The organism is Pantoea sp. SIMBA_079, assembly GCF_046940275.1.
Taxonomy (GTDB): Bacteria; Pseudomonadota; Gammaproteobacteria; order Enterobacterales; family Enterobacteriaceae; genus Pantoea; species Pantoea borealis.
Genome location: NZ_JAWRYR010000019.1, coordinates 1 through 21,151, shown reverse-complemented (window position 1 = coordinate 21,151; position 21,151 = coordinate 1). Strand labels below are relative to the sequence as shown.

General features: G+C 53.6%; 19 protein-coding genes and 5 tRNA genes. 15 read left to right on the top strand and 9 right to left on the bottom strand.

The features are described from left to right. Positions 1-5: 5 nt before the first annotated feature. The 4 genes from SB719_RS17785 to SB719_RS17770 form a co-directional block, all read right to left on the bottom strand. Positions 6-749: a type 2 GTP cyclohydrolase I gene (locus tag SB719_RS17785; RefSeq protein ID WP_039383201.1), complete on the bottom strand. Its 744-nt coding sequence runs from the start codon at positions 747-749 to the stop codon at positions 6-8. Between the two features lie 18 nt (positions 750-767). Continuing rightward, positions 768-2,195, bottom strand: a complete 1,428-nt coding sequence (gene phrB, locus SB719_RS17780; RefSeq protein ID WP_314687722.1) for a deoxyribodipyrimidine photo-lyase — start codon at positions 2,193-2,195, stop codon at positions 768-770. Between the two features lie 12 nt (positions 2,196-2,207). Then, positions 2,208-3,164 carry a YbgA family protein gene (locus SB719_RS17775; RefSeq protein ID WP_065649855.1) on the bottom strand — a complete coding sequence of 319 codons (957 nt, stop codon included), beginning with the start codon at positions 3,162-3,164 and terminating at the stop codon, positions 2,208-2,210. A 148-nt stretch (positions 3,165-3,312) separates the two neighbouring features. Next, the gene (locus SB719_RS17770; protein WP_065649856.1) at positions 3,313-3,513 is read right to left on the bottom strand and encodes a YbfA family protein; all 201 of its coding nucleotides are present in this window, start codon (positions 3,511-3,513) and stop codon (positions 3,313-3,315) included. 238 nt (positions 3,514-3,751) lie between these two features. On the opposite strand from SB719_RS17770, the gene kdpE reads away from it, so the two are divergent. After that, on the top strand, positions 3,752-4,426 hold the full coding sequence (kdpE, locus tag SB719_RS17765) for a two-component system response regulator KdpE (protein WP_065649857.1): 675 nt from the start codon (positions 3,752-3,754) through the stop codon (positions 4,424-4,426). 40 nt (positions 4,427-4,466) lie between these two features. Here the strand turns inward: kdpE and pgm are convergent, their stop codons facing one another. Together pgm and seqA are read right to left on the bottom strand one after the other, a co-directional pair. After that, entirely contained in the window at positions 4,467-6,107 is a 1,641-nt protein-coding gene (pgm, locus tag SB719_RS17760; RefSeq protein WP_039383189.1) for a phosphoglucomutase (alpha-D-glucose-1,6-bisphosphate-dependent), read from the bottom strand. Between the two features lie 25 nt (positions 6,108-6,132). After that, positions 6,133-6,672 carry a replication initiation negative regulator SeqA gene (gene seqA, locus SB719_RS17755; protein WP_304232311.1) on the bottom strand — a complete coding sequence of 180 codons (540 nt, stop codon included), beginning with the start codon at positions 6,670-6,672 and terminating at the stop codon, positions 6,133-6,135. A gap of 243 nt (positions 6,673-6,915) precedes the next feature. Between seqA and ybfF the strand changes: the two genes are divergently transcribed. The 4 genes from ybfF to fur all read left to right on the top strand — a co-directional run bounded on the left by ybfF (position 6,916) and on the right by fur (position 9,586). Beyond that, a complete protein-coding gene (ybfF, locus tag SB719_RS17750) occupies positions 6,916-7,680 on the top strand; it encodes an esterase (protein WP_412159526.1) in 765 nt (254 codons plus the stop codon). Between the two features lie 159 nt (positions 7,681-7,839). After that, on the top strand, positions 7,840-8,115 hold the full coding sequence (gene ybfE, locus SB719_RS17745; RefSeq protein WP_039383184.1) for a LexA regulated protein: 276 nt from the start codon (positions 7,840-7,842) through the stop codon (positions 8,113-8,115). A 137-nt stretch (positions 8,116-8,252) separates the two neighbouring features. After that, the gene (fldA, locus tag SB719_RS17740) at positions 8,253-8,783 is read left to right on the top strand and encodes a flavodoxin FldA (protein WP_065649861.1); all 531 of its coding nucleotides are present in this window, start codon (positions 8,253-8,255) and stop codon (positions 8,781-8,783) included. Between the two features lie 356 nt (positions 8,784-9,139). Beyond that, positions 9,140-9,586 (top strand): ferric iron uptake transcriptional regulator, encoded by a 447-nt coding sequence (gene fur / locus SB719_RS17735; protein ID WP_039383181.1) that lies wholly within the window; start codon positions 9,140-9,142, stop codon positions 9,584-9,586. 61 nt (positions 9,587-9,647) lie between these two features. Here the strand turns inward: fur and SB719_RS17730 are convergent, their stop codons facing one another. From SB719_RS17730 to nagE, 3 genes are all read right to left on the bottom strand, one after another. Then, positions 9,648-10,043 (bottom strand): hypothetical protein, encoded by a 396-nt coding sequence (locus tag SB719_RS17730; protein ID WP_065649862.1) that lies wholly within the window; start codon positions 10,041-10,043, stop codon positions 9,648-9,650. Between the two features lie 235 nt (positions 10,044-10,278). Then, positions 10,279-11,949, bottom strand: coding sequence for a glutamine--tRNA ligase (glnS, locus tag SB719_RS17725; RefSeq protein WP_304232299.1), 1,671 nt, complete (start codon positions 11,947-11,949; stop codon positions 10,279-10,281). A gap of 149 nt (positions 11,950-12,098) precedes the next feature. Then, a complete protein-coding gene (nagE, locus tag SB719_RS17720) occupies positions 12,099-14,123 on the bottom strand; it encodes an N-acetylglucosamine-specific PTS transporter subunit IIBC (protein WP_412159531.1) in 2,025 nt (674 codons plus the stop codon). 339 nt (positions 14,124-14,462) lie between these two features. Between nagE and nagB the strand changes: the two genes are divergently transcribed. The 10 genes from nagB to SB719_RS17670 all read left to right on the top strand — a co-directional run bounded on the left by nagB (position 14,463) and on the right by SB719_RS17670 (position 21,151). Next, positions 14,463-15,263, top strand: a complete 801-nt coding sequence (gene nagB / locus SB719_RS17715) for a glucosamine-6-phosphate deaminase (RefSeq protein ID WP_065649864.1) — start codon at positions 14,463-14,465, stop codon at positions 15,261-15,263. A gap of 56 nt (positions 15,264-15,319) precedes the next feature. Continuing rightward, on the top strand, positions 15,320-16,468 hold the full coding sequence (gene nagA / locus SB719_RS17710; protein WP_304232294.1) for an N-acetylglucosamine-6-phosphate deacetylase: 1,149 nt from the start codon (positions 15,320-15,322) through the stop codon (positions 16,466-16,468). 7 nt (positions 16,469-16,475) lie between these two features. After that, positions 16,476-17,696: a DNA-binding transcriptional regulator NagC gene (nagC, locus tag SB719_RS17705; RefSeq protein WP_065649866.1), complete on the top strand. Its 1,221-nt coding sequence runs from the start codon at positions 16,476-16,478 to the stop codon at positions 17,694-17,696. Positions 17,697-17,733: 37 nt separating this feature from the next. Further along, positions 17,734-18,486, top strand: a complete 753-nt coding sequence (locus SB719_RS17700) for an HAD-IIA family hydrolase (protein WP_039383168.1) — start codon at positions 17,734-17,736, stop codon at positions 18,484-18,486. Positions 18,487-18,784: 298 nt separating this feature from the next. Beyond that, positions 18,785-20,452 (top strand): asparagine synthase B, encoded by a 1,668-nt coding sequence (gene asnB / locus SB719_RS17695; RefSeq protein ID WP_292969675.1) that lies wholly within the window; start codon positions 18,785-18,787, stop codon positions 20,450-20,452. 217 nt (positions 20,453-20,669) lie between these two features. After that, a tRNA-Met gene (locus SB719_RS17690) sits at positions 20,670-20,746 on the top strand. An 8-nt stretch (positions 20,747-20,754) separates the two neighbouring features. After that, positions 20,755-20,839: transfer RNA gene (locus SB719_RS17685), tRNA-Leu, on the top strand. A gap of 21 nt (positions 20,840-20,860) precedes the next feature. Beyond that, positions 20,861-20,935: transfer RNA gene (locus tag SB719_RS17680), tRNA-Gln, on the top strand. A 34-nt stretch (positions 20,936-20,969) separates the two neighbouring features. After that, a tRNA-Gln gene (locus SB719_RS17675) sits at positions 20,970-21,044 on the top strand. A 30-nt stretch (positions 21,045-21,074) separates the two neighbouring features. Beyond that, positions 21,075-21,151 (top strand) — tRNA-Met (locus SB719_RS17670).

The following is a 21,151-nucleotide window of genomic DNA, read 5'->3' as shown; positions in this document are numbered from 1 at the left end:
AAAAATCAGGCAGGATTGTCGATATCGATAAAGGTAACATCGAGGTGGTAATGCTGCGCCAGCCACTCACCCAGCGCTTTGATACCGTCGCGCTCGGTCGCGTGATGGCCCGCGGCGAAAAAGTGCAGCCCCTGTTCGCGCGCGCTGTGAATGGTCTGCTCAGAGACTTCGCCCGTAATAAAGGCGTCAACGCCGGCCGCGGCCGCGTTGTCGATAAAGCCCTGACCACCGCCGCTGCACCAGGCCACGCGTTTGATCAGCGCGGGTGCGTTATCACCGCAGTGCAGCGGCGTGCGTCCCAGACGCTGCGCGATTTTTTCTGCCAGGTCGCTGCCGCTGAGCGGCGTGCGCAGCTCACCCCAGGGCAGCAGCGGCTCGATTTCACCCCTGACGTCGATATCAAACAGGCGCGCCAGCTGCGCGTTATTCCCCAGCTGCGGATGCGCATCCAGCGGCAGATGCCAGCCATAGAGATTAATATCGTTAGCCAGCAGCGTGCGCAGACGCTGTCGTTTCATGCCTTTTATTGCCGGGGCTTCGTTTTTCCAGAAATAGCCGTGGTGCACCAGAACCGCATCGGCATTCCGCTTTACCGCTTCATCCAGCAGCGCCTGGCAGGCCGTAACGCCGGTAACCACTCTTCTGACTTCACTGCGTCCCTCAACCTGCAGTCCGTTAGGTGCATAGTCGCTAAACGCGCTGCTGTTTAGCTGCTGGTTAACGATCTTTTCCAGCTCAATGTTATTCATAAAGGCTCCGTAATCGCCTCAGGCCGCGCCGCGTGCGCGTTCAAAGGCGTCTAATGTCTTTTTGCGTGCCGCCTTATGTTCCACGATTGGCAGGGGATAATCGAGTTTCTTGTTATTTTTCTTCGCCCAGACGTGCGGCTGATGAATATCGCTGTCGGGCACCTCTTTCAGCTCCGGCAGCCACTGCCGGATAAACGTGCCCTGCTTATCGAACCGTTCACCCTGCGTAGTCGGATTAAAGATGCGGAAATAGGGCACGGCATCGGTGCCGGTGGAAGCCGCCCACTGCCAGCCGCCGTTGTTGGCAGCAAAATCACCGTCAATCAGCTGTTCCATAAAGTAGCGCTCGCCCTGCCGCCAGTCGATAAGCAGATCTTTTACCAGAAAGCTGGCGGTGATCATGCGCAGCCGGTTGTGCATCCAGCCAATGCGGTTCATCTGGCGCATACCTGCATCAACGATGGGATAGCCGGTTTTGCCCGCTTTCCAGGCGTCAAAATGGGCGCTGTCTTTCTGCCAGCTGACGTGATGAGTCCAGTCGATAAACGGCTGATGTTTACAGAGCGCCGGATAGGCCACGATCAGATGGCGATAGAATTCCCGCCAGATCAGCTCACTGATCCAGGTAAAGGCTTTTCCTCCTTTCAGCGCATCAGCATGCTCTTTCACAATCCGATGCAGACACTGCCGGGGTGAGAGTACGCCGGTTGAGAGATAGGCTGACAGCTGGCTGGTGCCGTCGCTGGCGGGCGCGTCGCGCTCTGACGGATAATCCAGTACCGGCTGTCTGGCAAACGCGCGCAGGCGTTTTAACGCCGCCGGTTCGCCAGCCGGAAACAGCTTTTCATCGGGTTCTTCAGCCGGATAATCAAAGGCGGGGATTTTTTTCGTGCTTTTCAGCGGCGCACCCCTGCGTGCTTCAGGGGCCTTGTGGCACTCCGGCAATCCCTGCTGCAGCCGTTTAAGAAACGCTTTGCTGAACGGCGTAAAAACTTTAAACGTAGTGTTGTTTCCGGTCTGCACACTGCCGGGCGGCAGCAGCAGGCTGTCATCAAATCCCTGACAGATAACGCCCTGCTCATCCAGCTGCTTTTCTGCCGCAGCATCGCGCTCACGCTCATTGATTTCATACTGATAGTTATAAAACAGCGCATCCACACGGTGCGTTTTGCAGAAGTCGCGCAGGTAGTCGACCGAAGCCGCAAAATCATCACACTGATAAAAATGCAGCGGGATGCCGCGCTCCGCCAGCGCCTGCTGCAGCTCACACAGATTCTGGTGAATAAATGTGGCCTGTTTTGCAGACATGCTGTGCTGTCGCCACTGTTTCGGCGTAGCGATAAACAGCGCCAGCACGTCAGCCTCTCTGTCATGACACGCTGCTGCCAGCGCGCTGTTATCGTTAATACGCAGATCGTTGCGCAGCCAGAGCAGGTGTGTGGTCATGGTGCCTCGTCCTTATTGTCCGTAACGCAGACGCAACGCTTCCGGGTAGGGATCAAAATAGCGCTGCTGTGCCAGCCAGGGATGCGGATACTCAGCCATGTAATGTTTCAGCATGGTGATGGGTGCCAGCAGCGGCTGAACGCCACAGCGATAGCGATCGATCAGCTGTGCCAATTCCTGACGCTGAGGAGAGCTGAGTTTTGGCCGGAAATAGCCCTGCACATGCATCAGCACGTTGGTGTGATTGCGTCGCGAGGCCCGATGCGACATCAGCTGCATCAAACGATTACGGTACTCAAAGGCATACTCTTCCAGCGACGCCCACTTATCCATAGCGGCGACGAAGCGTCCCAGTTCGCGATAGGCGTCCTGTGCATGCGACAACAGCAGCAGTTTGTAGCGACTGTGAAAGGCAATCAGTTTGTGCCGTGTTAACCCGCTACGCCACATTTCATTGAACTCATGCAGCGCAAACACGCGCCCGGTAAAATTTTCCCGCAGAACCGGATCGTGCAGGCGTCCATCCTCTTCCAGCGGCAGCCAGGGCATCTCCTGCTGCAGAAAAGAAGTAAAGATGCCGATACCTGATTTACGGTTGTTATTTGTGGCAGGATCGTAAACGCGCACCCGCTCCAGACCGCAGCTGGGTGATTTGGCGCAAAGAATATAGCCGCAAAGATGGTGCAGCGATTTAACGCGCTCCGCTGACCAGCTGCGCATTTCACTGGTCACTTCTTCATTGTCATCTTTGCTGAAGCAGATATGGATCTGGTCGTCGCCCTGTTTTACCAGCCTTAACGCCGGCCGGGGTGTAGGCAGACCAATAGCCATCTCAGGACAGACGGGCTCATAGCGCACAAATTGCGCGAGTTCGTCCGTTGCAAAGGCAAAACGCTTATGGCCGCCATCAAATCGGACGTTATCCCCGAGCAGGCAGGCACTGATGCCGACAGGAATTTTCTCGCTCATACTTGTACAACCTCCAAAATCTTGTAGAGGTTTAAGTGTAGCGCAAATGGCAGCGAATGGCATGAGGTGACAGGCAGTGTGCAAAAAATTTCGTCAAAAAAAGCGGGCGCTTTGGGTAAAAACGTCCGCCTCAGTCAGAAAGTCACCATTACCAGTAGATGCCGCCAGCCAGTTCAGACTGTTCCAGCCATACCGGTTTAGTGCTGGTTTTACACCAGATACGGTGCAGATAGCTATAGAAACGCGCACGATCGCGGCGGAACAGCATAAAAGGAAGCGCTGTAATACCGGCAATCAGCACCAGCGTACGCCGTATAATAATTTTTGGCAGTGAATAGCACTTATCCATCGCATTCCTCCTGAGCAGTTAATTATAAAATGTGATCTGTCGCAAATATTACTCCTGGCTGCACACTTTTGCTACTCATCAGACCACCTGTTCTGAACTTTTTTTGACCGTTTATTGTGGGGTGCGGGATGACGTTACAACGGTGTGAAAGACGGGTTATCTTACTGTGGCAAATACCTGCGCGGACGCCGCTGCGGTTTATTGCTAAAGTAGAGAAAACCGTGTCGCAGGAGCCCGCGTGACAACCATTTTAATTGTGGAAGATGAAAAAGAGATCCGTCGTTTTGTACGCCTGGCGCTTGAAAGTGAAGGCCTCAAAATTGTTGAAGCCGAACAGCTGCAGCGTGGTCTGATTGAAGCGGCAACGCGAAAGCCCGACCTGGTGATCCTCGATCTCGGCCTGCCTGACGGTGACGGCATTGCATTCATTCGCGAAGTACGGCAGTGGAGCAGTATGCCGGTTATTGTATTGTCAGCCCGCAGCGATGAGCAGGATAAGATCGCAGCGCTGGATGCGGGTGCGGATGACTATCTGACAAAACCCTTTGGCATTGGTGAACTGCTGGCCAGGGTGCGGGTCGCACTGCGGCGTCATCAGGGCAGTCAGCCCGATGCGCGCGTGCTGTTTGGAGAGGTCTGTGTCGATCTGTCCGCCCGCCGGATTACCCGCAGCGGTCAGGAAGTGCATCTGACGCCAACCGAGTTTCGCCTGCTCAGCCTGCTGCTGAACAACGCCGGCAAGGTGCTGACGCAGCGCCAGCTGCTGAATCAGGTCTGGGGACCCAATGCGGTTGAGCATAGCCACTATCTGCGCATCTATATGGGCCATCTGCGCCAGAAGCTGGAAACCAATCCGACGCAGCCGGCTCACCTGCTGACGGAAACCGGCATCGGCTACCGTTTTATGCCATAAAAAAAGGGCCGCAGCAGCGGCCCTTTTCACGGTTTCATTCTCAGGCGTTCTTCAGAACTTCACTGACAATTTCCACCGCTTCTTTCTCGATCAGCTCGCGATGCTCAGCGCCAAGGAAGCTTTCACAGTAAATCTTGTACGCATCTTCAGTACCGGACGGACGCGCCGCAAACCAGCCGTTCTCCGTCATCACTTTCAGCCCGCCAATGGATGCGCCGTTACCCGGAGCAGCCGTCAGGCGTGCAGTGATCGGATCGCCTGCCAGCGTGTCAGCGCTGACCATCTCCGGCGACAGTTTTGAGAGCGCAGCTTTCTGTGCCGAGGTTGCTGATGCCTGCAGACGATTGTAGCTTGGTGCGCCAAAGCGCTCTGCCAGTTCATCATAGTGCTGCTGCGGGTTTTTGCCGGTCACCGCAGTGATTTCAGCGGCCAGCAGGCAGAGAATGATGCCATCTTTATCCGTTGACCAGGCTGAGCCATCAAAACGCAGGAAGGACGCTCCCGCGCTCTCTTCGCCGCCAAAGCCAAAGCTGCCATCAAACAGACCATCAACAAACCACTTGAAGCCCACCGGGACTTCTACCAGCTTACGGCCGATATCATTAACCACGCGGTCAATCATTGCGCTGGAGACCAGCGTTTTGCCGACGGCAACATCACTGCCCCACTGCGGACGATGCTGGAACAGATAGTTGATGGCAACAGCCAGGTAATGGTTAGGATTCATCAGGCCAGCTGGCGTGACGATACCGTGACGGTCGTAATCGGGATCGTTGCCAAAGGCGAGATCAAACTTATCTTTGTACGCCAGCAGACCGGCCATCGCACACTCTGACGAACAGTCCATGCGCACCACGCCATCTTTATCCAGATGCATGAAGCGGAACGTCTGATCGATAGCGTCATTGACGATGGTCAGATCGAGGTTGTAATGCTCAGCGATGCGCTGCCAGTAAGCCATACCGGAGCCGCCAAGCGGATCTACGCCAATTTTCAGTCCCGCTTTCTGAATCGCCGGGAAGTCGATAACCTGTGCCAGCCCTTCCACGTAAGGCTGAATGAGATCCTGCTCGACAATGTGGCCGCTCTGCCACGCCTGATCCAGCGGCAGGCGTTTCACATCCTGCAGACCGCCTTTGATCAGCTGATTAGCACGATCTTCCACCACTTTGGTAACGTTAGTATCAGCCGGACCCCCGTTTGGCGGATTGTATTTAATGCCGCCATCTTCCGGTGGGTTGTGCGAAGGGGTGATCACAATGCCGTCAGCCTGCGCACCGCCGCGTTTGTTGTGCTCCAGAATGGCATTGGAGATAGCGGGCGTTGGCGTGTAGCCGTTATCCTGCTGCACAATGACATCCACGCCGTTCGCTGCCAGCACTTCCAGTACCGACAGGATAGCGGGTTCAGAGAGCGCGTGCGTATCTTTGCCCACGTAGCATGGACCGGTGATACCGTTCTTTTTACGCTCTTCGGCGATCGCCTGTGCGATAGCCAGAATATGCTCTTCATTGAAGCTGTGACGTCCCGCGCTGCCGCGGTGGCCAGATGTGCCAAATTTCACCGCATGGTCCGGGTTAGCCGCATCCGGCTTCAGGACATAATACTGCGAGGTTAATTGTGCAACGTTAATCAAATCGCTCTGCTGGGCAGGCTGCCCGGCACGGGGGTGATTGGCCATTGGCGCTTCTCCCTGACGCTTCAGTTTAAATGGTGCCGCAAACTTTCTCTGTCAGCTCCGAAGGGAACTGCATAGCCAGCATGATGTGTTCCACCATGCTGCATTTACGGCCTGTATTGGTGTTTGTGATGACCCAGTATGGCGTACCTGGCACATGCTTAGGCTTAGTATGCGTGCCATTTTGCAGCAGCGTATGTTCATTACCGGCAAAATAGACGCGCGTACGCCCCTGCAGCGATGCGGTAGCATCGGCAAATGCATCAGGATCGAGACGATAAAGCGTTGACAAAATCAGCATAAAGCGGTTAACCGCTTTTTTCTGCTCGGCATACTCATCTGACAGCATCAGCTCGCGCATGGCTCGCACGCGATCCTGCGGACGCGCTTCAGGCTCGGCTGCTGCTGCCTCTTTTACCGGGGTCGTAGCTGCCGGCGCAGCGACAGCGCGCGAGCTGGCGGTAAATTTCAGCATGCGACGCAGGATGTCTGAGGCGCTTTCACCGATGTGCTGCGTGTGGCTGGCAATATAACGGTAGAGTTCTTCGTCAACTTCAATCGTTTTCATCTTATTCCGTACGAGTCTGGCAACTAGCAGAATCCCGCATTCTGCAACGCCCTTACCGGTAGCGGGCACGCAGAGAGTCTGGGATCTGACATATTGATTATAAAGTTAAATCCGCAGTAGCTGATAGCGCTGGCAACGTTTACGGGCAAAAGTCAGAATATGCCCTAATACCTGGCGACCGCCACCCGGACAGGTAGAATCATGATACCCTAACCCACGCTCTCAACCGTAAGAACTTTAGCCATGATTTTGAATGCTCGTCTGCAAACTGCACAATCTGATCCTCACAGCGCACCGATTTTGCTTATCCACGGTCTGTTTGGCAGCCTGGATAACCTTGGCGGGCTGGCACGTGGCGTAGCCGATACGCGGACGACGCTGCAGGTGGATGTCCGCAATCACGGTTTATCGGCGCGCAGCAACAGCATGAGCTATGCTGCAATGGCGCAGGATATGGTTGATACGCTGGATGCACAGCAGATAGCACAGGTTGATGTGATTGGGCACTCGATGGGGGGCAAAATCGCTATGGCATTGAGTGCGCTGGCGCCTGAACGCGTTGGCAAGCTGGTGCTGATTGACATCGCTCCCGTCGACTATCAGACGCGCCGGCACGATGAGATTTTCGCGGCGATTCGCGCGGTCACTGCGGCAGGCGTGACGCGCCGCAGCGAAGCGGCGGCGATAATGCGACAGTTTGTGCCTGAAGAGGGGATCATTCAGTTTATCCTGAAGTCCTTCGCTGAGGGGGAGTGGCGGTTCAATGTGCCCGTATTGTGGGATAACTACACAACGATATCGGGCTGGGAACCTCTCCCTGTCTCTTCTCATCCGGCGCTGTTTATTCGCGGCGGCGACTCTCCTTATCTGGATAATCACTATCGGGACAGGCTGCTGGCCCAGTTTCCTCAGGCGCGGGCGCAGGTCATTGCCGGTGCCGGACATTGGGTACATGCAGAGAAGCCTGATGCCGTATTACGTGCTGTGCGACGCTTTTTTACGCTCTGAAAGCAAAAGCTTACTGCACTATGTTTAAGATTGGCGTCACGTCTGACGCTGGAGTATGATGTCGCGCTAAAATTTTGCCACGGTGGTTATACACGGTGGCTGGGCCGATAATGTGTTTAATCGCGCGGCGCCGTTCGCGCCCACTCAGTTTCGCAAATCATGGCAAAAGAACAGACAGACCGTACCACGCTTGATCTCTTTGCAGACGAGCGACGACCGGGTCGCCCGAAAACCAGCCCGCTGTCGCGCGATGAGCAGCTGCGCATTAATAAGCGCAATCAGCTTAAACGCGATAAGGTTCGTGGGCTGCGGCGCGTGGAGCTCAAAATGTCCGGCGAAGCGGTTGACGCGCTCAACACGCTGGCTGAGCAGCAAAATATCAGCCGCAGCGAGCTGATTGAGCAGATGCTGCTGACACAGCTCAAACTCATATAATTTATGCAGACCGCACAGAGGAACACAAACTCTGCGCTTTGCGCGTTCCGCGCTTTTTCAGGGTCTGCTATCATTCGCTTATCTGTACAGTCTGTTGACTTACTCTCACATTCAGGATTTAAGAGGTTACCTAACCCATGGCAATCGTAGGCATTTTCTTCGGCAGCGATACCGGCAACACCGAAAACATTGCAAAGATGATCCAGAAACAACTGGGTAAAGATGTCGCCGAAGTGCATGACATTGCTAAAAGTACCAAAGAAGATCTGGAAGCGTTTGATATCCTGCTGCTGGGCATTCCTACCTGGTATTATGGTGAAGCGCAGTGCGACTGGGATGACTTCTTCCCGACGCTGGAAGAGATCGACTTCAATGGTAAACTGGTGGCGCTGTTTGGCTGTGGCGATCAGGAAGATTATGCTGAGTATTTCTGTGATGCACTGGGTACCATTCGCGACATTATCGAGCCAAATGGTGCGATCATCGTGGGTCACTGGCCTGTCGAAGGTTACCATTTTGAAGCGTCTAAAGGTCTGGCCGATGACAAACATTTCCTCGGACTTGCGATTGATGAAGATCGCCAGCCAGAGCTGACGAATGAACGCGTTGAAGGCTGGGTGAAGCAGATTTTTGATGAGCTGCAGCTCAAAGAAATTATTGAGGCATAATGTGTTGCCGTTACCCGATTCAGGTACTGTTAACATCGGGTAACGGAATTGCCTATAAAAATAATAGCTACGCTTTTTTAACTTTTCCCTGCAATTCTGTAGAATACCCGCAACGGTTAACGGCTTATTCCTCTGTCAGCAGGCTGAGGCTGAGTGAACTGAGAACCCAGCACTGTATAATCCCGCCGGCGACAGCAAGAGCGTTATTCCCGCCTCTGGTGATTTCTTTAGCATTTGCCTGGTTTCTATTCACCTGCCCCGGTTCTATAATGAGACGCAAATGAGAATGCGCGTTAACCACACATTCAAGGCTGTTAAGCCGCAAATGACTAGCAAAGTAACAGGACAATATCCGCATGACTGACAACAATTCCGCATTGAAAAAGGCTGGCCTGAAAGTCACGCTGCCCAGACTAAAGATTCTGGAAGTGCTTCAGGAACCCCAGTGCCATCACGTCAGCGCGGAAGATTTGTACAAACGCCTGATCGACATGGGCGAAGAGATTGGTCTGGCCACGGTATATCGCGTTCTGAACCAGTTTGATGACGCGGGCATTGTAACCCGCCATAACTTCGAAGGCGGCAAGTCTGTTTTTGAATTAACGCAGCAGCAGCATCACGATCATCTTATCTGCCTGGACTGCGGTAAAGTAATTGAGTTCAGCGATGAGTCGATTGAAACGCGCCAGCGCGAAATCGCGACCCGTCACGGTATCAAGCTCACCAACCATAGCCTGTACCTGTATGGTCACTGCGAAGTAGGTGACTGCCGTGAAGATGAAACCCTGCATAACGATAAATAACGTCAGCTATGCGGCAAGATAAAAAAACCGGTGCAGGCACCGGTTTTTTTGTGGCTGCGATTCAGGCGACCAGCGTCTCCTGCAGGTAGCGCCAGCGCGGATTTGCCGTACTGCAGTCCAGCACTGCCAGCGAAATACGGCTGTGGCTCTCGCCATTCACTATCTGCAGTTCGCGATACTGAATGATGACCTCTTTTTGCTGCTCAGAAATGATCGCATGTTCGCTGGTCGCGATGCGCATCCCTTCACGCTGCCCGCACAGGCGGCGAAACAGATCTTCAACGTCATTCAAATCCAGTTGTCTGCCCTGTGGCGTTACCATCCGGAAATCAGGATGGAAGTGCGACAGCAGCAGCCCCATGGTATCGGTGCTGACATCAGCATGATTAAAAATACGTTCAATGAGCTGATGTAAAACCACAACACTGTGTTTGGCTTCCTGAGCGAGGCTTGTCATTATTTTTCCCTTTTTACTAGCCACAGACCAAGTCCGGAGTGCGCATAGCCTACCTGAAAAAAAGGATTTAACACGGTCAAATGCGTTAATTTTTTTAAAGTCAGACAAGTCGTAAACCCGGGTATGTGCGCGATTTTATTTAATGCAGAATAAATGGTTGCCGCTACGCAAAAGAGGATAATAAAAAAGGGCGAAAGCTCGCCCTTATATAATTTTATGATGCCGGAAGCGGTTATTATTCGCTGCCGATCTTCGCCCAGGTATCGCGCAGGCCTACAGTGCGGTTGAACACCAGCGCTGATGGCTGCGAGTAAACGCTGTCTGCACAGAAATAGCCTTCGCGCTCGAACTGATACGGCGAGGTTGCCGCCGCTTCACGCAGTCCTGGCTCCACAAAGCCCTGCTTAATCTGCAGCGAATCCGGATTCAGCGTCGCGAGAAAATCCTCTGCCGCGCCCGGGTTAGGCACGCTGAACAGGCGATCGTAGAGGCGGAACTCAGCGGGCAGCGCATGAATTGCGGAGACCCAGTGGATCACCCCTTTTACTTTACGGCCATCAGCCGGGTCTTTGCTCAGCGTATCCACATCGCAGGTCGCATAGATACAGGTGATGTTGCCCGCCTCATCTTTTGCCACGCGCTCAGCGCGGATCACATAGGCGTTGCGCAGGCGCACTTCTTTACCCAGGACCAGACGCTTGTACTGTTTGTTGGCTTCTTCACGGAAATCTGCGCGGTCGATCCACACTTCACGGCTGAAAGGCACCTCGCGCGTCCCCATCTCCGGCCGGTTCGGGTGATTTGGCATGGTGATGATCTCATCATGTCCGGCTGGCAGGTTTTCAATCACGACTTTGAGCGGATCGAGCACGGCCATAGCACGCGGCGCATTTTCGTTGAGATCATCACGAATGCACGACTCCAGCGAAGCCATCTCAACGATATTGTCCTGTTTAGTGATGCCGATTCGGCGGCAGAACTCACGGATTGATGCCGCGCTGTAACCACGACGGCGCAGACCTGAAACGGTCAGCATACGCGGATCGTCCCAGCCTTCTACCCGCTTCTCGCTCACCAGCTGCGTCAGCTTGCGCTTCGACATCACAGCATACTCAAGATTCAGGCGCGAAAACTCATACTGCCGCGGATGCACCGGAATGGTAATGTTATCCAGTACCCAGTCATACAGGCGGCGGTTATCCTGAAACTCCAGCGTACAGAGCGAATGCGTGATCCCTTCCAGCGCATCGGAGATGCAGTGCGTGAAATCGTACATCGGGTAGATGCACCACTTGTTGCCGGTCTGATGGTGCTCGGCAAACTTAATGCGGTACAGTACCGGATCGCGCATAACGATAAAGCTGGAAGCCATATCGATTTTGGCACGCAGACAGGCCTTACCCTCTTCAAAGCCACCGTCGCGCATTTTCCGGAACAGCGCCAGGTTCTCTTCAACGCTGCGATCGCGATACGGGCTATTTTTGCCCGGCGCCGTCAGCGTGCCGCGATACTCGCGGATCTGCTCGGGTGACAGTTCATCAACGTACGCCAGTCCTTTGTTGATCAGCTCAACAGCATAATTAAACAGCTGATCAAAATAGTCGGATGAGTAACGAATGTTGCCGCTCCACTCAAAGCCCAGCCATTGCACATCATTTTTGATCGACTCGACGAATTCCATATCCTCTTTAACCGGATTGGTATCATCGAAACGCAGATTGCATTCGCCCTGATAATCCTGTGCAATTCCAAAGTTCAGGCAGATCGATTTTGCATGGCCAATATGCAGATAACCATTGGGCTCTGGCGGGAAACGGGTATGCACAGAACTGTGCTTACCGCTCGCCAAATCTTCGTCGATGATCTGACGAATAAAGTTCGTTGGGCGGGCTTCAGCCTCACTCATCTCAAAATCCTCAAACAATAACGGGTGATTTTACCTCGAAGTAACGGAGTATGATCCACAAAGCGCTGAAGGGAAACAACCGTTTGTTGGCGCTTTTAAAACAAAAAAGGCAGGAATCGCTTCCTGCCTTATCAGTCAGACTTAAGGGGTTAGTTTTTCACCTCATACAGCGGCGTTTCCCCGGCAACAACGGTGCCTGTTGCCAGCAGCGTCAGACCCGCGAAGTCATCACTGTTGCTGACCACTACCGGACTGATCATCGAGCGCGCATGGGCATTCAGATAGTCCAGATCCATCTCGAGGATCGCCTCGCCAGCGCTAACGGTTTTACCCTCTTCCACCAGCCGGGTGAAACCGCGTCCTGCCAGCGCAACGGTGTCCAGCCCCATATGCACCACTATCTCAACGCCGCTCTCTGTTTCAAGGCAGAAGGCGTGATTAGTGTTGAAGATTTTTACTATGGTACCGGCAATCGGTGCCACCACGCGCGTCCCCGTTGGCTGAATCGCCAGACCATCGCCCACCGCTTTGCTGGCGAACGCTTCGTCCGGTACATTATCCAGAGCAACCACGTGACCTGATACCGGTGCCAGCAGCGTGGCAATCGCCTTATGTGCAGCGGCAGGAGCTGGCGCAGTTGCAGTCACCACCGGTTTAGCCACAGGCGCCGCGCTGGCGGCCGCTACCGGGCCTTTGGTCAATACCGTTTTCATCGCGGTAGCGATACTCTCCGCCTGCGTACCCACAATAATCTGCACGCTCTGCTTATTAAGACGGATGACGCCTGACGCGCCGATACGTTTTGCCACGCCTTCGCTGACCTGCGCGGAATCTTTCACGTTCAGACGCAGGCGCGTGATACAGGCGTCAATATGGGTCAGGTTTTCAGACCCTCCAACGGCAGCGATATAGCGACGTGCCAGCGATTCAGTCGCCGTTTCCCCGCTATTTTCCTGCATAACATTCACATCATAACCATCCGTTTCATCATCCGCTGCCAGTTCGCGGCCCGGCGTCAGCAGATTGAATTTGCGGATAGTAAAACGGAACACCACGTAATAAATCACGAAGAAGACCAGGCCCTGCGGGATCAGCATCCACCAGTGCACCGCCAGTGGATTACGCGACGAGAGCACCATATCTACCAGGCCGGCGCTAAAGCCAAAGCCGGCAATCCACTGCATGCTGGCCGCAATAAACACCGAAATTCCGGTCAGGACCGCGTGGATCACATAGAGGACCGGAGCCACGAACATAAAGGAGAATTCCAGCGGCTCGGTGATGCCGGTAAAGAAGGCTGCAAAAGCGGCCGCCAGCATAATACCGCCCACTTTTGCCCTGTTTTCCGGACGAGAACAGTGGTAGATAGCCAGTGCTGCACCCGGCAGGCCAAACATCATAATGGGGAAGAAACCCGCCTGATAGCGACCCGTAATACCCGGAATGCCGCTGCCGTTAGCGATAGACTGCGCGCCGCCGAGGAATTTTGGAATGTCATTAATACCCGCGACATCAAACCAGAACACGGAATTCAGCGCGTGATGCAGACCAACGGGGATCAGCAGCCGGTTAAAGAAAGCGTATACCCCTGCTCCGACAGACCCCAGCTTTTGAATATGTTCACCAAAGCTTACCAGACCGCCAAAGATTATTGGCCAGACGTACATCAGGATAAACGCCACAACAATCATCAGGAAGGAGACCAGGATCGGTACCAGGCGACGTCCGCTGAAAAAAGAGAGCGCTTTAGGCAGCTCGACATGGCTGAAGCGGTTATACATCTCAGCAGAAAGAATCCCCACCATGATGCCGACAAACTGGTTTTCAATTTTGCCAAATGCCGCAGGTACCTGTTCAACCGGCATCTTCTGGATCATCGCGACCGCAGCAGGTGAACAAAGCGTGGTCACGACAAGAAAGCCGACAAAACCGGTCAGGGCCGCTGCGCCATCTTTATCTTTAGACATACCGTAAGCAACACCAATCGCAAACAGTACCGACATGTGGTCAATAATGGCGGAGCCTGACTTGATCAGTAGTGCCGCCAGCGCATTACCTGCTCCCCAGCTGTCAGGATCGATCCAGTAGCCGACCCCCATCAGGATAGCGGCGGCTGGCAGCGTGGCCACCGGCACCATCAGCGCGCGGCCGACTTTTTGTAAATAGCCTAATATACTCACCTTGTTCTCCCCCTATGAGACTGGCGTATCCCCTGGTACGGGTTGATTTTATTATCCCGGCACCTGGCGTGTTGAAAAGACGATTCTCTGCGAGATGCAGTGTAAAGATAAATTAATTCGCCTCGCAAATTAAAACCGCTCCAGTTGTGACTTTTATCACCTTAATAGCCAATATAAGTCGCTTAATACTGGTCACTGCTACAAACTTATTTTATGATAAAAAATATCAACCGCTCTTTTTCGCTTTAGCCTGCTGATAAACGCGCTGACCGCGTTCACACTTAATGACGGCAGCTACAGCACATTCTTTTATCTGTTTAACCGAGGTGCACTATGAGACTGATTCCGCTGGCTACGCCTGCTCAGGTAGGAAAATGGGCGGCCCGCCATATCGTCAACCGGATCAACGCCTTTAACCCAGGTCCGGAGCGTCCCTTTGTTCTGGGGTTACCTACGGGCGGCACTCCGCTGGAAGCTTACAAGCATCTGATTGAGATGCACAAAGCAGGCCAGGTCAGCTTTAAACATGTCGTGACATTCAACATGGATGAATATGTCGGCCTGCCCAAAGCGCATCCGGAAAGCTATCACAGCTTTATGTATCGCAACTTTTTCGATCACGTTGATATTCCGTCAGAAAACATCAATCTTCTGAATGGCAATGCGGAAGATATTGACGCAGAATGTCGCCAGTATGAAGAGAAGATTCGTGCGCTCGGTAAAATCCATCTGTTTATGGGTGGTGTAGGCAATGATGGTCATATCGCGTTTAATGAACCCGCCTCCTCGCTCTCATCGCGTACCCGTATAAAAACGCTGACGCATGATACGCGTGTCGCTAATTCACGCTTTTTTGATGGCGATGTCAGCCAGGTACCTAAATATGCGCTGACCGTTGGCGTGGGTACGCTGCTGGATGCAGAAGAGGTGATGATTCTGGTTACAGGTCACGTCAAAGCGCAGGCGCTTCAGGCGGCAGTAGAGGGCAACGTAAACCATATGTGGACCATCAGCTGTCTGCAGCTGCATCCAAAAGCGGTTGTGGTATGCGATGAGCCGGCGACAATGGAACTGAAAGTTAAAACGGTAAAATATTTCCGCGAGCTTGAAGCGGAAAATATGCAGGGCGTCTGAGAGCACGATGTAGAAGCCTGCTGTCGTTGGCAGCTGGCGCAGCCGGGAGAGAGATAATGTACGCATTAGTAAACGGCCGGATTTTTACCGGCTATGACATTCTGGACGATCACGCGGTAGTTATCGCGGACGGTATTATTGATCGGGTTTGCCCGCGCGCCATGCTGGATGCAGCACTACCGCAACAGGATATGGCAGGCGCATTTATCGCTCCCGGCTTTATCGACCTGCAGCTTAACGGCTGCGGCGGTGTGCAATTCAACGATTCGCCTGAAGCGCTGAGCGTGGAAACGCTGGAGATAATGCAGCACGCTAATGAAAAGTCAGGCTGTACCAGCTTTCTGCCCACGCTGATTACCAGCAGTGATGAACTGATGCAGCGGGCGGTAGAGACTATGCGAGCCTGGCTGACAACGCATCAGAATCAGGCGCTGGGTTTGCACCTTGAAGGCCCCTGGCTTAACCGTGAGAAAAAAGGGACGCACAATCCGGCCCTGATACGCCAGCCCGATCCTGCACTGGTCGACTATCTCTGTGCCAACGCCGATGTCATTACTAAAGTCACGCTGGCGCCTGAACAGGCAGGCAGCGACGTTATTCGTCAGCTCAGCGCAGCCGGTATTATCGTCTCGGCCGGACACTCTAATGCGACCTATGCCGAAGCAAAAGCCGGATTCAGCGCTGGCATTACTTTCGCGACCCACCTTTATAATGCGATGAGCCCTTTTAGCGGACGTGAACCCGGACTGGTCGGTGCGCTGTTTGATTCGCCTGATGTATACTGCGGCATCATTGCAGATGGCTTACATGTCAATTACGCTAACGTGCGCATGGCAAAACGGCTTAAAGGCGAACGGCTGATTCTGGTGACTGACGCGACTGCGCCGGCAGGTGCCGCGATTGATAAATTCATTTTTGCAGGTAAAACAATATACTATCGCAATGGCCTGTGCGTGGATGAGCATGGAACCCTGAGCGGTTCAGCCCTGACAATGATTGAAGCGGTGCAGAACAGCGTAGAGTATTGCGGCATTGCCCTGGATGAGGCGCTACGCATGGCAACGCTTTATCCGGCAAGAGCTATGGGCGTGGAAAAACAGCTGGGCACAGTAGCTGCAGGAAAAGCCGCTAACCTCACTGTTTTTACCCGCGATTATCAAATCATTAAGACGTTCGTCAATGGAGAGAGCGTCCTCAGCGAGTAAGCATTGAATGACCACTGGCGGCCAGACTCAAATAGGAAATGTCGATCTTGTCAAACAACTCAATAGCGCAGCCGTTTATCGGTTGATCGATCAACAGGGGCCGATTTCGCGCATTCAGATTGCCGATCTCAGCCAGCTTGCGCCCGCCAGTGTCACTAAGATTACCCGTCAGCTGATTGAACGCGGCCTGATCAAAGAGGTTGAGCAGCAGGCCTCTACCGGAGGTCGCCGCGCCATCTCCATTATTACGGAAACCCGTCACTTTCATACCATCGGCGTCCGTCTCGGGCGCAATGATGCCACGCTCACTCTGTTTGATTTAAGCGGTAAATCGCTGGCGCAGGAAGATTATCCGCTACCGGAACGCACGCAGGAGACGCTGGAGAACGCGCTATTTAATGCCATTAGCGCGTTTATTAACGTGCATCAGCGCAAAATTCATGAGCTGATCGCCATCGCAGTGATCCTGCCCGGTCTGGTCGATCCGGTTAAAGGCATTATCCGCTATATGCCGCACATTGCTGTCAGCCACTGGCCGCTGGTAGCCAGCCTGCAGCAGCGGTTCAGCGTGACCAGCTTTGTGGGTCACGATATCCGCAGCCTGGCGCTGGCCGAGCACTATTTTGGTGCGAGCCGCGACTGTGCTGATTCGATTCTGGTGCGGCTGCATCGCGGGACCGGTGCCGGCATCATTGCTAACGGACAGATTTTCCTGGGCAGTAACGGTAACGTGGGTGAAATCGGCCATATTCAGGTGGATCCGTTAGGCGAGCGCTGCCACTGCGGCAACTTTGGCTGTCTGGAAACCATCGCCGCGAATGGTGCCATTGAAAACCGCGTACGCCATCTGCTGAACCAGGGGTATCCGAGTGTGCTGTCACTGGATAACTGCCTGATGCCGCAAATCTGTCACGCCGCTAATCAGGGCGACGCGCTGGCGTGTGAAGTGATTGAGTATGTTGGTCGTTATCTCGGCAAAGCGATTGCGATCGCAATCAACCTTTTTAACCCGCAAAAGGTGGTGCTGGCGGGCGAAATCACTGAAGCAGACAAAGTGCTGTTTCCCGCCATCGAGAGCTGTATCAATACGCAGGTGCTGCGCGAGTTTCGGAAAAATCTGCCGGTTGTGCGCTCGCAGCTGGATCACCGCTCTGCAATTGGCGCGTTTGCGCTGGCGAAACGCGCTATGCTAAATGGCATTCTGCTGCAGCATCTGCTGGAAGATTAACTGTAACCTGCCTGAGCAGGCCTGACCGGGATCGTGTATGACCATTAAAAGCGTAATCTGTGATATTGATGGCGTGTTGATGCATGACAACACCGCCGTGAAAGGGGCTAATGAATTTCTGCAGCGCATTCTGGAAAAAGGCATGCCGCTGGTTGTGCTGACTAACTATCCGTCGCAGACAGCGCAGGATCTGGCCAACCGTTTTTCCAACGCTGGCGTCGACATTCCTGACTCCGTTTTTTATACCTCTGCTATGGCCACCGCTGATTTCCTGCGTCGTCAGGAAGGAAAAAAAGCCTATGTGATCGGGGAAGGTGCGCTGGTTCACGAACTCTATAACGCCGGCTTTACCATTACCGACGTCAATCCTGACTTTGTTATCGTCGGTGAAACGCGTTCGTTTAACTGGGATATGATGCATAAAGCCGCTTTTTTTGTGGCTAATGGCGCGCGCTTTATTGCAACCAATCCGGATACCCATGCGCGCGGCTTTATTCCCGCCTGCGGCGCGCTCTGCGCCGGTATCGAAACCATTTCCGGACGCAAGCCGTTTTATGTCGGCAAGCCCAGCCCCTACATTATGCGGGCGGCGCTGAATAAAATGCATGCGCACTCTGAAGAGACGGTAATCGTGGGCGATAACCTGCGCACGGACATTCTGGCAGGCTTCCAGGCCGGGCTCGAAACCATTCTGGTGCTGTCAGGCGTCTCTACCCTGAGCGACATCGATGCGATGCCGTTCCGGCCTGACTGGATTTTTCCTTCCGTCGCCGATATCGATCTGTTCTGACTGGTGCGGTGAACCAGCTGACGCCCTGCTCACTTACCGGTGTGCGGGGCGTTTTTGTTTCAGACCACTGGTGACAAAAAGATCTAAACCGGCAAATCATTAGATGTCATCTAAAAATACGGCTATTATTTTAGATAAAATTCAATTTATTCACCTCTGCAACACTCTATTTATCATAAAAACGTTATTTTGCTTGCGCAACCACCACCAATTAGCGCATTTTCTTATACATCACGCAGCGCAGGCTGCCGGACAAATGCAAAATAACATCGCCACAGGGTGAGATCAGGAGTCAGTTATGTGTTCGATTTTTGGTGTGCTGGATCTGAAAAGCGATTCTGCTGAACTGCGTAAGAAAGCGCTGGAGTGTTCCCGTCTGATGCGCCACCGCGGCCCGGACTGGTCAGGTGTGTTTGCCGACGATAACGCTATCCTGGTGCATGAGCGCCTTTCAATCGTTGACGTTAACAACGGCGCACAGCCGCTGTATAACGCTGACCACACCCACGTACTGGCCGTGAACGGCGAAATTTATAACCATCAGGCGCTGCGCGCTGAGCTGAGCGATCGTTACGCGTTTCAGACCGGCTCCGACTGCGAAGTGATCCTGGCGCTCTATCAGGAAAAAGGTGTCGATTTCCTCGACGACCTGCAGGGTATGTTTGCTTTCATCCTGTGGGACAGCGTAAAACAGCAGTACCTGATTGGTCGCGATCATATCGGTATCATTCCGCTCTATATGGGTAATGATGAGCATGGCAACCTTTACGTGGCGTCTGAAATGAAAGCGCTGGTTCCGGTCTGCCGCTCTATTAAAGAATTCCCGCCGGGAAGCTACCTCTCCAGCACTGACGGTGAGATCCGCCGTTACTGGCAGCGCGACTGGATGGATTTTGCGGCAGTTGCGCAGAACACCACGGATGCTGCCGGCCTGAAACATGCGCTGGAAGAGTCAGTAAAAAGCCATCTGATGTCTGACGTTCCTTACGGCGTGCTGCTCTCAGGCGGACTGGACTCTTCAATCATTTCAGCCGTCACCAAGCGTTTTGCCGCTAAACGGGTGGAAGATGCTGATAAGAGCGACGCCTGGTGGCCACAGCTGCACTCGTTTGCTGTCGGTCTGGAAGGTTCGCCCGATCTGAAAGCTGCGCAGGCGGTTGCCGATCATCTCGGTACCGTGCACCACGAAATTCATTTCACGGTGCAGGAAGGTCTGGACGCGATCCGTGACGTGATTTACCACATCGAAACCTACGATGTCACCACCATTCGCGCCTCAACGCCGATGTATCTGATGTCCCGCAAAATCAAGGCGATGGGTATCAAAATGGTGCTTTCAGGTGAAGGCGCGGACGAAGTATTTGGCGGCTATCTCTACTTCCATAAAGCGCCAAACGCCCGCGAGTTCCATGAAGAGAACGTACGTAAACTGCTGGCGCTGCATATGTTTGACTGCGCACGCGCCAACAAAGCGATGTCAGCCTGGGGTGTAGAAGCACGCGTGCCGTTCCTGGACAAAAAGTTCCTTGATGTGGCAATGCGCATCAACCCGGAAGATAAACTGTGCGGCAGCAACGGGAAGATGGAAAAGCATATTCTGCGTGAATGCTTCTCATCTTATCTGCCGGAGAGCGTGGCGTGGCGTCAGAAAGAGCAGTTTTCTGATGGCGTCGGTTACAGCTGGATCGATACGCTGAAAGAAGTGGCGGCGCAGCAGGTAAGCGATCAGCAGCTGGCGACCGCGCACTTCCGCTTCCCGCACAACACGCCTGGCTCTAAAGAAGCGTATCTCTATCGCGAAATTTTTGAGGAGCTGTTCCCGCTGCCGAGCGCGGCGGAGTGTGTGCCTGGCGGACCGTCTGTGGCCTGCTCTTCGGCCAAAGCGATTGAGTGGGATGAGGCGTTCAAATCCATGGACGATCCTTCCGGCCGTGCCGTTGGCGTGCATCAGTCCGCTTACAAATAAGCGTCGTGTCAGAAAAAATAAGGGACCCGCAGCGGTCCCTTTTTAGTTGCAACTGACGCGGATGTGATCGAAAATCGATGAATAAAGCGCCAGGCTGGTTACAAGCCAGACAAACGGGCACCGCAAGGTAAAAAACGGCAAAAAAACTGTTGACGCTACAAAGCTCAATACGCATAATGCGCCCCGCAACGCCGTTGAAGGTAACGCGAAAAAAGATGGCTACGTAGCTCAGTCGGTTAGAGCACATCACTCATAATGATGGGGTCACAGGTTCGATTCCCGTCGTAGCCACCATCTTTTTTGCGGGAGTGGCGAAATTGGTAGACGCACCAGATTTAGGTTCTGGCGCCGCAAGGTGTGCGAGTTCAAGTCTCGCCTCCCGCACCATTTCAGTCTTCGGCAGCCGGATGGGGTATCGCCAAGCGGTAAGGCACCGGTTTTTGATACCGGCATTCCCTGGTTCGAATCCAGGTACCCCAGCCAATCCGATATGTTTTCGTGGATACGCGTTAACAGATGGGATATCGCCAAGCGGTAAGGCACCGGTTTTTGATACCGGCATTCCCTGGTTCGAATCCAGGTATCCCAGCCAGCATCGGGAAAAGCAGTAAAGCAGTAGAATGGCTACGTAGCTCAGTCGGTTAGAGCACATCACTCATAATGATGGGGTCACAGGTTCGATTCCCGTCGTAGCCACCA